The 12,820-nt window shown below is 63.6% G+C and carries 7 protein-coding genes; 3 read left to right on the top strand and 4 right to left on the bottom strand.

What is annotated here, in order from left to right; all coding sequences use genetic code 11:
• Positions 1 to 50: 50 nt before the first annotated feature.
• On the top strand, positions 51 to 1,127 hold the full coding sequence (locus RA164_RS01395) for a YncE family protein (RefSeq protein ID WP_329742196.1): 1,077 nt from the start codon (positions 51 to 53) through the stop codon (positions 1,125 to 1,127).
• Between the two features lie 300 nt (positions 1,128 to 1,427).
• Positions 1,428 to 3,704: a TonB-dependent receptor gene (locus tag RA164_RS01400; protein WP_329742197.1), complete on the top strand. Its 2,277-nt coding sequence runs from the start codon at positions 1,428 to 1,430 to the stop codon at positions 3,702 to 3,704.
• Between the two features lie 100 nt (positions 3,705 to 3,804).
• Here RA164_RS01400 and RA164_RS01405 read toward each other — a convergent pair.
• The 4 genes from RA164_RS01405 to RA164_RS01420 form a co-directional block, all read right to left on the bottom strand.
• A protein-coding gene (locus tag RA164_RS01405; RefSeq protein WP_329742198.1) for an IS3 family transposase occupies positions 3,805 to 4,913 on the bottom strand; the annotation gives its coding sequence in 2 pieces (ribosomal slippage) (positions 3,805 to 4,652 and positions 4,652 to 4,913; 1,110 coding nt in all).
• A 91-nt stretch (positions 4,914 to 5,004) separates the two neighbouring features.
• On the bottom strand, positions 5,005 to 8,313 hold the full coding sequence (locus RA164_RS01410) for a bifunctional diguanylate cyclase/phosphodiesterase (protein ID WP_329742199.1): 3,309 nt from the start codon (positions 8,311 to 8,313) through the stop codon (positions 5,005 to 5,007).
• Between the two features lie 285 nt (positions 8,314 to 8,598).
• Positions 8,599 to 9,726, bottom strand: a complete 1,128-nt coding sequence (lptG, locus tag RA164_RS01415; protein ID WP_329742200.1) for an LPS export ABC transporter permease LptG — start codon at positions 9,724 to 9,726, stop codon at positions 8,599 to 8,601.
• A complete protein-coding gene (locus RA164_RS01420; protein WP_329742201.1) occupies positions 9,723 to 11,351 on the bottom strand; it encodes an ArnT family glycosyltransferase in 1,629 nt (542 codons plus the stop codon). The genes lptG and RA164_RS01420 overlap by 4 nt, the downstream gene beginning before the upstream one ends.
• Before the next feature lie 378 nt (positions 11,352 to 11,729).
• Here RA164_RS01420 and RA164_RS01425 point away from each other — a divergent pair, with 378 nt between their 5' ends.
• Entirely contained in the window at positions 11,730 to 12,752 is a 1,023-nt protein-coding gene (locus RA164_RS01425; protein ID WP_329742202.1) for a TraB/GumN family protein, read from the top strand.
• Positions 12,753 to 12,820: the final 68 nt, after the last annotated feature.

Consider the following 12,820-nt stretch of genomic DNA (forward strand, 5'->3'; position numbering starts at 1 on the left):
GAGCGTCCTGCCCGATCCGCTTATCGATTCCCGCATCAAGGAAACTGCCCATGAACAAGCCCCTTCTCGCCGTCGCCGCCCTGGTCGCGGCCATGGCCGCGGCCGTCGCCACGCCGACGCTTGCCGCAACGTCCTCGCTGCATCAGGTCGCCACGATTCCGGTTCCCGGGAACGCTCTGAAAAGTTTCGACATCAGCGCGTACTCGCCGGGTCAGGACCTGTATGGCTTTTCTGACCGCTCCAATCACGCCGTCGATCTGATCGACACGAAGCATGACCGCTTTGTCGGCCGCATCACCGGCTTCCAGCATGGCGGTCCGAACGGGCTGGTCGCGGTGGGCACGCAGCAGTTCTGGGCCGGTGATGGCGGCAGCAAGCTGCAGGTGCTTGACCTGCGCGCACGGAAAATCGTCGCCACGATCCATACCGGCGGCACCGAGCGCGTCGACGAACTGGCCTACGATCCGCGCGACCATGTCGTCATCGCCGCCAACAACGAGGACAATCCGCCCTTCGTCAGCTTCGTATCGACCGCGCCGGGACACCGCATCCTCGACAAGCTGTCGTTCCCGCAGGCCACCGGCGGCCTCGAACAGCCGCTGTGGAACCCGAACGACGGCAAGGTCTACCTCTCGGTGCCGGTTCTCGACCACCACAAGGCCGATGGTGGCATTGCGGTGATCGACCCGGTGAAGCACCGCCTGCTGCGCATGATCCACGTGCACGAATGCATGCCCGCCGGGCTGGCCCTGGGCCCGCACGATCACTTGCTGGTCGGCTGCAGCGACGATGCGGTGGACGCCGGCTTTGCACCGCGCTCGCTCATCGTCGACCTGGCCACCGACAAGGTCACCCGCACGATCATGCAGGTCGGCGGTTCCGACGAGGTGTGGTACGACCGTGGCAGCGATCATTTCTACCTGGCCGCCGTCGCCAACACGCATGGTCCGGTGCTGGGCGTGATTGATGCGCGCACGGGCCGTTGGCTGGAAAACCTTCCCACCGGCAAGAGTGCCCATTCGGTTGCGGCCGATCCGCTGAACGGCAAGGTGTTCGTGCCGGTGGCGGCCAACCCGTCGGTGCCGGATTGTGCCAATGGCTGTGTCGAGGTGTTCGCCAGCCACTGACCGTTCCCGTGACGTGTATGTGCGGGCTGCCTGCCGGGCGGTACCACACGTATGGACGTCTGTACCAGGGGCCTGCCGGGCGACCGGACAGGCCCTTTCTTTTCATGGCAACCGCATTCGACAAGGCCCGTGGGCAGCTTGCTGCCGGCCGTCCTTCCTTACCATTCCGTAAGGAATGTGAACTTTCGTCAGCTTTGTCATGGCGCGGTCATCGGCAACCTTGAATGTGCGTATGATCACATTTCACAGACTGCCGGGATCGTTATGCATACGTTTCGTCACCTCCAGCTGTACCAAGCCATGCTCGTTGCCGGAATGCTCTCCTTCGCACTGCCCAGTGCCCATGCCGCATCCGCCAGCGCACCGCAGCCAGCAGCGGCCGGCGTGTCCTCACCCCGGGCTGCCGCCGGCAAGAAGAAGGTGAAGAACCTTACTGCCGTGCAGGTCATCGCGCAGGAGCTAACCCTGACCCGCATTCCGATGAACTCGGCCTTCAGCGCATCGGTGATCGGTCCCTCGGCGATCCGCTTCTCCTCGCCGATGCTCAGCGTGCAGAGCCTGCTGGAGCGTACGCCGTCGATCAACGTGCGCACGCCCGCGGCAAACAGCGTGCGCACCAACATCACCTTCCGCGCCTTCAGCAGCGGCCAGTTCTCCGAAACCTTCGACGGCGTCTCGATCAACGACCCGTTCAACGGCGGCACCACCAACTCGGCGTCGACCCGCAACAACATCCCGCTGACCCTGAACGACATCGACAGCGTCAACATCTATCGCGGCATCAACAATCCCGCCGTGACCTCGTACAACTCGCTGGGCGGCACCATCGCATTCCAGCCGCGCGATCCGAGTTCCAAGCCCAGTGCCTCGGTCTCCATGGGCGGCGGCAGTTTCGGCACCTGGTTCTACGGCCTCACCGGCAACACCGGCGAGATCGGCGGGGTGCGCAACCTGGTCAGCATCACGCACAATTCCAGTAACGGTTGGCAGGACAACTCCGGCAACCGCAATACCAACGTCTACTACGCCGGCGAGCTGCCCTACGACAACGCCAACGGCACGCTGTACGCCTACGTGATCTACAACGAGAACCGCGGCTTCACTCCGCATACGGTGCCGCTGCCGCTGATCCAGCAATACGGCTACAGCTATGGCTGGCCGTTGAACTGGACTAACAGCTATAACAAGGATCACGGCGGCACCTATATCTTGGGCGACCGCATGTGGATCAACGACGAGCTGTCGTTCAACATCCGTGCGTATGCGCGTCGAGTGAATTATCAACGAATTTCATACGGTAATCCGGACTACGCGCAGAGCGCCACCCAACCGTATCTTTTGCCGAATCAGAGCACTGATCCCAGTACCGCATACCACACTTATCTTTACACCACTCAGCAGCTCGGGGTGATGCCGCACTTTACCCTGAGCCTTCCTGACAATGAGGTGAAGTTCGGCGCCGACTACTCACACACCAAGCTTCATTCGGCGGAGTACTGGTACGGTTCCCGGTCAATGCCATTGACTACTGGGCTCAACGACGCCTGGGACGAGCACGACAGCCGTGACCTTGGCTCTTTCTTTGTGCAGGACGAAATCAGCCTGCTCGACGACACCCTGCACATCACGCCGGGCGTGAAGTACATGTTCGAGCGCACTTCGGACTTCGATAACGTGGGCTTCTATTACCCGATCAGCGGTTCGGTGTCGGACAAGGAGCACTACACCTCGCCCACCATCGGCGTGAACTGGCGGCCGATGGAGCACCTGAGCCTGTACGCGGCCTGGGGCAAGACGGCCAAGTTCCCGGGTATCGCGGCGTACTACAACAATGTCGGGCTTTCCAATGCGGCCGGCCAGACGGTGGTCGTGCCGCTGCACGTCTCACCGGAATTCGTCCGTGACCTCGAGGCTGGTGTGCGTTACGAGCAGCACGGCTTCCAGGGCGCGCTGAACCTGTACCGCGAGAATTTTGCCAATACCTTCATCCAGTCGACCAACCAAGTCACGGGCATTTCCACCACGTCCAATGGCGGCAGTTCACGTTACGAAGGTGCAGAGCTCGACCTGCAGGACAGCCTGAAGACCCGCTTCGGCGGCTTCAGCATCTACGGCAACCTGGCCGAGAACAAGGCCTATTTCACTTCCGACTTCACCGTAGCCAACAGCTCCGGCGTGGCCGCGACCGCGGGGCAGGATGTCCACTCCGGACAACCGCTTGCCGGCGTGCCCAAGCATCTGGCGAACCTCGGCATCGGCTGGAAGTGGCAGGGCTGGCGCGTCAATGTGAGCGAGCACTACTCCGGTTCGCAGTACGTGAATGAATACAACGCCGGTGTGCCTTCGGCTGAAACCATCCCCAGCTATGCGGTGACCAACCTGACCGTGCGCGACACCGTGCATATCGGCGACGGCATGCTGAAGGACGTGAAGCTCGCGCTGTATGTCGACAACGTGCTGGACCGCCACTACTACACCTTCGGCTACGGCGACTTCATGTCCGACAACACGCCGTTCGTCCGTGCCATCTACGAAGAGCCCAGGGCCTATTTCGCCTCGGCGACGGTCGATTTCTGACCGGACTGGGAACAGCAAGGTCAAGCTGGTCGATCAAGGAGCCGCTCTGCATGAGCGGCTCCTTGTTTGTGTCGCAGTCACCGTGTCGACTCCCCGTAAATCAGTGCCAAGCTAAATTAGAGGTTGCCGGGTCGTTCTGAAGTCGGAATTCGACGGGCGTGAGCCCGTCGAGGCTGTCGTGGGGAATCTCGTTGTTGTAGTCGGCCAGCCACCGTTCCGCGTGCTCACGTACTTCGGTGAGCGTGCGGAAGATGTACATGTCGAGCACGCCACGGCGGAAGCTGCCGTTGAAACGCTCGATGAAGCCGTTTTGCATGGGCCTGCCGGGCTCGATGAAGTCCAGAATGATGCCTTTGCGCTCGGCCCATTCGGCCAGCGCCAGTGCGATGAATTCCGGCCCGTTGTCCAGGCGAAGCTTGGCCGGATAGCCGCGCCAGGCCGCAATCCGCTCCAGCGTGCGGATGACACGCGTGGCGGGCAGGTTGAGGTCGACCTCGACGGCCAGTGCTTCGCGACTGAAGTCGTCAATCACGTTGAACGTCCGGAAGCGACGACCGTCCCACAGGGCGTCGGACATGAAGTCGATCGACCAGCTAGCGTTGATCTGCTCGCCAGCCACCAAGGGCATCGGATGCCGGTCCGGTACACGCTTCTTGCCGCGTCGGCGGCGATTGAGTTGCATCAGGCAATACACGCGCCACACCCTCTTGTGGTTCCACACCAGACCGCGGCGTCGAATCAGCTGAAACAGCTTGCCGAAGCCACGCTCTGGAAACCGTTCCGCCAGTTCAGCGAGCAGCGCAATCACTTCCTCGTCCCGATCCGGTCGGCGGCGGTAACGCGCCGTTGATCGCGACAAGCCCATCGCCAGACAGGCCCGGCGCTCGCTCCAGCCGTAGTGATTCATCAACCACGTCAGCAGCGGGCGCTTGTGCGCCGGGTCTACAACTTTTTTGCAATCAGATCCTTCAGCGCGTGGTTCTCCATCGCCAGCTCGGCATACATCCGCTTGAGCTTGGCGTGCTCCGCCTCGATGTCGCGCAGCCGCTGTATGTCGGACGCTTCCATCCCGCCGTACTTGGACTTCCACACGTAGTACGTGGCGTCCGATATGCCCAACTCGCGGCACACATCTTTGACCTGCCGACCGCCTTCGACCTGCTTCAGCGTCGCGACGATCTGACTTTCGGTGAACTTGCTCTTGCGCATCTTCGGTCTCCTTGGGGCTAGTTTGCCCGGAGACCTCCAGTTATGCCTGGATCAAGATTACGGGGAGTCGACAACCGCGCTATCCGCGAGCTTACCGATGGTCGGGTGTGACCTGGGCCGTGTGCGTGACGATGCCGGTGCGCGCCATCGAGGCGAAAACGTCGGGGCTCACCGCCGCACTGAACAGGAAGCCCTGCATCTCGCTGCAGCCATGGCGTGCCAGCGTGCTGGCTTCCTCGAGTGTCTCGACCCCTTCGGCGACCATCTGATACCCCAGCGCGCGCGCCATCCCGACGATGGCTTGCACGATGGCGTACTGCTTGTGGTTGGAGGGAATGCCGCTGACGAAGCTGCGGTCGATCTTGATGATGTCGAAGTTGTAGCGCGACAGATAGTTCAGGCTGGAATAGCCGGTTCCGAAGTCGTCGATGACCAGGCCCACGCCCAGCGCCTTCAGCTCGATCAGTAGCTCGCGAGCGCGATCCTTGTGGGTGAACATCTGGCTTTCCGTGAACTCGATCTGCAGGCAACCCGGCGGCGCGTTTTCCTCGGCAAGTGCCGAGCGCACGGCATTCAGCACGCGCTCGGCGTCCAGATGAGCCAGCGATAGATTGACCGAGACCGGCAGCGCGGGCAGCCCGTCCATCTGCCAGGCACGACTCTGTCGGCAGGCTTCGTGCATCACCCATTCGTCGATCTGGTTGACCAGGGTGGTTTCCTCGGCCAGCGGTATGAAGCTGTCGGGCGTCAGCACGTTGCCGTTCGAACGGCGCCAGCGCACCAATGCTTCGGCACCGACCACCGCGCCGTCGGGCCAGCGCACCTTGGGCTGATAGAGCACGAAGAGTTCGCCGTTGTGGATCGCCTGGCGCAGCGCATGTTCCAGCGCCAGGCGCTGCTCGGCCTTTTCGCTCATGCTTTCGGTGAAGTAGCTGAAGCGACCGCGGCCGGCCTGCTTCGCGTGGTACAGCGCCGTATCGGCCTGCTTCAGCAGACTCTTGCTGTCGTTGGAGTCGAGCGGAAACATCGATATGCCGATGCTCGCCGACAGGTGCAGCTTCTGGCCGTTCAGCTCGACTCCGCTCTCCAGCGACTGGATGATTCGCTCGGCGACGCGGGCGGCGTCACGCGGATCGGCCAGCTGGTTCAGCAGGATCACGAACTCGTCGCCGCCCTGGCGGCTCACTGTGTCGTCCGGCCGCACCGCCAGCCGCAGGCGCTCGGAAACCGTCTTCAGTACCTGGTCGCCGGCCGGGTGCCCGAGTGAGTCGTTGATGTGCTTGAAGTGGTCCAGGTCGACGAACATGACCGCGCCCACGTTCTCCGGCTGCATGGATTCCAGCGCACGCGACAGGCGATCCTCGAACAGGATGCGGTTGGGCAGTTCGGTGAGGTAGTCGTGCTGGGCCAGATGCGACATCTTCATGGCCATGGCACGGGCTTCGCTGACGTCGTGGAAAACCATGATGCCGCCGACGATGCGGCCGTCGCTGTCGTGTACGGGTGAGGCGGAATCCTCTACCGGAACCGGCGTGCCGTCCCGCTGCAGCAGGGCGCTGTCGGTCTGCAGCCCGACCACCCGGTTCTCGCGGATGGCCACCTTCAGCGGATTAAGCGACGGCTTGCCGGATTCGGTATCGACGAGTCGTACCACCGTGTCGAAAGGCTGGCCGATCGCATCCTGCTCGGTCCAGCCGGTCATTTTCACGGCGACCGGGTTCATCATGGTGATGCGAAGCGTGCGGTCGCACGAGATCACTGCGTCGCCGATCGAGTCGAGCATGCGTTCGAGCCGGTTGTAGGCCTCGAACAGGTCCTCTTCCATGCGTTTGTGCTCGGTCACGTTGACGGCGAGCTTGTAGATGCCACGGACCTCGCCCTGCACGATGTGCGGTACGTAGGAGATCTCGTAGGTGCGACCGTCCTCCAGGTGCAGCTCGCCGTGCGTGGGCTCACCTCCGAGGGTGCTGACCTGCATGGGGTGAAGCTGTGCCGAGTATTTTTCGCCTGCGATTTCCCGCGAGGAGTGACCGACGATAGACTGCACGTCCCGTTTCCACAGCGCCGCATACTGTTCGTTGGCATAGCGGTAGACCAGGCCCTCGTCCAGATAGGCGATCGCCGCGGGCACATTGTCGGTGATTTCGCGCAGCCGGCTTTCCAGTTCCCTGCGTGCGCTGATGTCCTGCGCGAGCATGTAGAAACCGGTCACGTCGTCGTTTTCGTACTGGGGTTCGTAGCGCACTTCGAAGCGTCGGCCGCTGGGCATGCCGATCTCGAACAATTGCCGTTCTCCTGCAAGGGCGCGCTGGATGTAAGGCATCATCTTCGTGGCGGTCGCTGCGCCGAATACTTCAAGCGGCGTGTGTCCGATCACGTCCGATTCCGACAGCTTGTTCCATTCCGTGTACTTGCGGTTTACGAACGTATAGCGCGCCTGCTCATCGAGCTGCGCGATCAGCGCAGGCACGTTGTCGGTGACGACGCGCAGGCGTGTCGATACTTCGGCAAGGCTGCGGGTGACACGCCGTCGCTGGGCCGCGATATGACCGATCAACAATGGCCCGAGCACCGATGCCGAGGTAAAAAAGGCGAGCTCGTCGGCGTGCAGCGCGTGGAGACCGCGTGGACTTTTCCACCAGCCAGTGACATCGCCTGTCGCGATGACGAAGACCGCCGCTATGTTTGCGCTGCACACCAGGGTCGTACCAAACCGGTTCAACCGATAGGCGGCGACCAGCAGGGGGATGCTGAGCACCACGAAAGGACGTCGCAGGTATTGCACGGCGACCACGGTTATCAGCAGCGAGATGAGAAGCGATGGCCAGAACGAGGTGGCCTGATCCCCCGTCAACAGCGCCCACAGCTGCGTCGGACTGAAGGTGACCAGTGGCGGCAGCATGAAGATCATCCCGGCCGCATCGCCAAGCCACCAGTCGCGGTAGACAGCGGCCCACGATATGCCAAAGGAATGCGCGATCACGGTTGCCCCGATCAGGGCGCCGGCGGCCGGCGCGATGAGTGTGGTAGCCGTCATCCCGAGCACGAACATCCGCCCCATGGCCTGGTCGCTGAAGCTGAGCTTGAGCCGTTGCACCAGCAGCAGCGCGGTGGCGATCTCGACCATGTTCGCAAGGCTGAAGCCCATTGCCGTGGCCAGCGGCATTTCCATGATCAGGCCAGCGATGAGGCTGGCCACGAAGCCGCCGGCAAGTGTCCAGGGCACAGACTGCAACCACCCGCGCAGCAGCAGGCCCAGCAGGAAGCTGTTGGCGAACCACGCCACCGCCACCCCGGCCGCATACCTTGACCACCAGATCAGGCCCAGCGAAAGCAGAAAGAACATGCCCTGGGCCAGCATGATGCGAGCGTACCGACGGACCGTGTACGTGCTACTCATGTCCGGTCGTGTCGATCGGCATAGCGATGTCCAGCCTGGTGGCTGGCCATCAGGCATGGAATTGCCGGGTATGGCACCGGCACCGACAGAGCGTTTGTCGTTTCGATGGTCACAGGATTCCGGTTACGGCTGCCGACCAGTGCTGTAGCGGCGCTCCCTGCACTTTCTCAAGCCTTCCTGCCCATTGCAGCCGGTGTACTGCGCCACGCGTATAGGTCATGTGTAGATTCCCCTGCGTGCACGGTTGTCGTCCGCATCGCCCTCGCATGAACGGCTGCGCCGGTTTCAGCGGCGCCGGGTCAGTCCATTGCGCAGGCCGAAGTAGAACCAGGCCAGCATGGCCAGCACGATCGCGGGCAGCAGGTTGGCCAGCAATGGGTGCAGGCCGTTGACCACGCCGAAGGTCACGATGGCCTGCTGCCCGAAATACCAGGCGAGTGCCAGCAGGATGCCGGCGAAGATGCGCTTGCCCAGCGTGCCCGAGCGCAGCGAGCCGAATACCATCGGCAAAGCACAGGCCACCAGCACCAGCACGTTCAGCGGGTATAGCACGCGCCCCCAGAAGGGTACGGCGTAGGTCGTCGCGTCCTCGTGGTTGCGTTCCAGATAACGCATGTTGAGCCACTGGTCACGCATCGAAAGATATTGCGGCTGGATCATCGATTTTTCGAGCACGCGCGGGCTGATGCGCGACGACCATTGCTCGCTGGGCAGCGTCGTGCTGTGGATGCCTGTTGTATCGATGCTGCTGCTGCGCACGTCGTGCAGCACCCACTGGTCGCCGGTATGCGTCGCCGTTGCGGCGTGGTCGAACCTGACCAGCTGGCCGTCGGGCGTCAGGCTATAGATGCGCACGTCGAACAGTTGCACCTTGGCCAGGCCATGTTCCGTGGTCAGCACGGTGCGCCGCGCATTGATGATGCGTTCGCCATCGCGCGCCCACAGGCCGCTGCCGACCGCGTCGACCTCGCCGTGACGCAGGCGGGCCTGCATCATCTGATCCAGTTGGTCGCCGATCGGGCCGATGGTCTCGCCCATCACCATCACCCCGGCAACCAGGATCGTCACCACCGCCATGCCGGACATCACGATGCGCCGGCGCGACATGCCGGCTGCGCGCATCACGGTCAGTTCGCCGGTGGCGGCCAGTCCGCCCATGCCGAGCAGGCTGCCGATCAGCGCGGCGGAGTTGTACATCTCGTACATCCGGCGCGGGATGGTGACCGCCACATAGAACGCGGCATTGGCTACCGTGTAGCCGTTCTGTCCCACGAAGCGCAGCTGGCGCAGGAACTGGATGACCGCATCCAGGCCGACCAGCATCAGCCAGACCACCAGGATCCAGCCGAGCACGGTCAGCCCGATCAGCAGGTCGACGCGCTTGATTCCCAGGTACCGCAGCGATCGCGTCATTCGGGTTTTCCTGACGTGTGCGTGCCGGTTGCACCGGTCTCCTGCTGGAACAGCAGCAGGTCGGATGAAGCCCAGGTGCCCAGGTCGAGATGTCGCTGCGGCATGCAGGACGACTGCGCCATCCTGGCCAGCGCGCGGGCCTTGCCGATGGACTGGTCAAGCACCACCAGCAGCGACGGGTGGCGCTCGGAAAGACGGCAGAGCAGCGCCGCTGCCGAGGCCTGCTTCCAGGCGACGGCATACAACGGCTTGTCGAGGTACAGGCGCATGCCCCATGGCGTGTGTTCGCTGGTCGACACACCGGAGTCGGTCGCTTCGACGAAAGCCACGGCCGAGAAAGCCTTTTGCCCGGTCATGCGGGTCAGCTGATGGGCCATCAACCGGTTGTCCAGATGCGGATGCACGTAGATGCCGGTTGCGCCCTTGATCGTCAGCAGCAGCGCCACCCAGATACCCAGTGCCAGCCACTGGCGACCGCTGGCCAGGTCGAATCGCGCACGCAGCGCGCGCCCGATGATCAGCGCCAGCGGCAGGAACAGCGGCAAGGCATACACCGGCAGTCGCGAGCGGGCCATGCAGAACACCAGCAGCGGCAACACGAACCACAGCGCCAGGAACAGGGTTGCCGAGGGCTGGTCCCACCAGCGCCGCCAGCTGGCCGGCAGCACGGCCGACTTCATCGGCGCCAGCAGCATCGGCCACCACGGCAGGCTTCCCAGCACCAGCACCGGCCCGTACACGACCAGCCAGCCGTACCACTGCGGGTTGCGCCCCTGGGTGGCGGTGAAGATCCGCTCGTAGACCTCGTAGCGGAGGAAATAGACCAGCAGCGACGGGTCGCGCACGATGATGACGACGTACCATGACAGTCCGGCCAGGCCGAACAGTGCCAGCCCCGTCCACGGCACATAGCGCCGCAGTGCCGGGATGCCGTCGCGTCGGGCAACGAACACGGCGGCGGGGAGCAGTGGCAGCAGGCCCGGCGGACCCTTGGCCAGGAACGCCAGGCCGAAGCCCAGCCACATCACATGCACGCCGACGCGCTGCGACCGCTCGTCATCAGTGAAGCACGCACGCATGAAGCCCCACATCGCCAGCGCCTCGCAGAGCGTCAGCATGTCGTCGGTGCTGACCACGTTGGCGGCAATGAACGGGGCGAACGAACAGGCGTAGATCAGGCCGGCCAGCCAGGGCCGCTCCGGAATCATCATGCGCCCCATCGCGCACAGCAGAAGTGCGGTCAGCAGGAAGGCGAGGGCTGAAGGTGCCCGTACGGCAAACGTGTTGTGCCCGAAAATATGGACGGAGCCCGCGATCGCCCAGAGTGCCAGCGGCGGCTTGGTGTAGTTCGGCTGCAGGTCGTTGTAGGCCGGTACCAGGTAGTTGCCGGAATCCACCATCTGCAGGGCGTTGTCGACATAGCGCCCCTCGTCCGTGTTCCACAGACTGCGCGTGCCCTGGAAGGAGAAGCCGAGCACGGCCAGCAGCAGGCCCAGCCAGATGCAGGCCAGTCCGATCCGGCGCGCTCTGGTCGAACGCGCGGATGCATTTCCGCGCCCGCCGGAAAGATTTGCCGTATCGGTGGAATCGGATCTGGTGGGCCGGTCGTCGTTCGTGTGTGTCAAGGCCGAATCCGGTGCCGGGGGATGTCCGGGTGTCTCGGCGGCATGCCGGAACCCCTGCGAATTTTGAGGCATGCCCTCGGTTCCATAGTCTATGGCCGCAATGTTACCGGTCGGTCATGAAAATGGTTCATGCCCTGTCGTGCTGCCGTTGCAATCATCCACAAGCATGGCCTGCGGATGGTTAGCGAACCCTTATTTGCGGTGCCGCGAAACCCATGGCTGCTCCCCTGCCCACATCCTGCCCGCATTGACATCCGTTGCCGCATCCGACCAGATGATACGCCCGCGCCACGGGCACGGCCATGGAACATGGCGATGATCCCGTGGTCGCATGTGCGGACAGGCTCTCAACCCCTCGCCCAGGAACCGGACCACGTGATGAAACGACGGCTTTTCAAGCGTGCCTTGCCATTGCTGCTGTCTTGCATTGCGCCGCTGGCGGTTAACGCCGCTGCCACGACGCAGGTGCAGAAGAAGCTTTCCACGGTCGATCTCGCCCCGGTGGTGGTCAGTGGCGTGTTGCCCGGACCGGCGCTGTGGAAGGTCAGCAAGGGCGACCACGTGATGTGGGTGCTCGGCACCGTTTCCACGCTGCCCAGGAACATGCAGTGGGAGACGGCGGCCGTCGAGCGGGCGGTGCAGGGTTCGCAGGCGGTGCTCGGCGAGCCCGGGGTGCGGATCAAGGCGCACCTGGGCTTCTGGAACACCGTGCTGCTGCTGCCGTCCGCACTGGGCTTCAAGAAGCTCCCGCATGGCGAAAAGCTGAAGGACGTGCTGCCACCGGACATGTACGCGCGCTGGGAAACGCAGCGGTCCAGGTACCTCCGGCATGCCTGGGGCGTGGAGCGGCTGCGGCCGTTCTTCGCCGGCAAGAAGCTGTACAAGGCCGCCATCGACACGATGGGGCTGACCTCCGACGGAGGGGTTCGCGGTGCCGTGATGGGTTTTGCACGGGCTGCGCACGTTCCGGTCATCAAGACCGCGTACACCTTCGTGGTGAAGAATCCGCGCGCCGACGTGAAGCTTTACAAGCAGGCGGAACTGGACGACCAGTCCTGCCTGGGCAGCGTACTGGATGCCACCGAGGACGGTCTCGCGCAGGCGACCGCGCGTGCCAACGCCTGGGCCACCGGCAGCCTGGATGAGCTGCGCAAGACCCTGTCAGGTCGTCAGGATGGCGCATGCCTGTCGGCCCTCACCGATACGACCTTCGCCGCGAAGATCGGCGCGACCGACATTCCCGCTCACATGCGGGAGTCATGGCTGGGCGCGGCGGAGGCGGCGCTGGCCAGGAATTCGCAGACATTCGCCCTGCTGCCGATGCAGGAGATACTGGCCAGCGACGGCTACATCGCCGCGCTCAAGCAGGCCGGCTACACCATCAGTGCGCCGTCCGAGTAGCCGCCCGAGTGCCGTTGTGCGGGGTCGTTCGGGCAGCGGCGCGGACCGGTCGGCAGGTGGCTGTTCGG

The sequence above is a fragment of the Dyella sp. A6 genome (genome assembly GCF_036320485.1).
Lineage (GTDB): Bacteria > Pseudomonadota > Gammaproteobacteria > Xanthomonadales > Rhodanobacteraceae > Rhodanobacter_A > Rhodanobacter_A aluminiiresistens.

What these genes read in the sequence shown, in the direction of transcription:
- RA164_RS01395 (WP_329742196.1), top strand. Translation starts at nt 51, where the DNA reads ATGAACAAGCCCCTTCTCGCCGTCGCCGCCCTGGTCGCGGCCATGGCC.
- RA164_RS01400 (WP_329742197.1), top strand. Translation starts at nt 1,428, where the DNA reads ATGCTCGTTGCCGGAATGCTCTCCTTCGCACTGCCCAGTGCCCATGCC.
- RA164_RS01410 (WP_329742199.1), bottom strand. Translation starts at nt 8,313, where the DNA reads ATGAGTAGCACGTACACGGTCCGTCGGTACGCTCGCATCATGCTGGCC.
- lptG (WP_329742200.1), bottom strand. Translation starts at nt 9,726, where the DNA reads ATGACGCGATCGCTGCGGTACCTGGGAATCAAGCGCGTCGACCTGCTG.
- RA164_RS01425 (WP_329742202.1), top strand. Translation starts at nt 11,730, where the DNA reads ATGAAACGACGGCTTTTCAAGCGTGCCTTGCCATTGCTGCTGTCTTGC.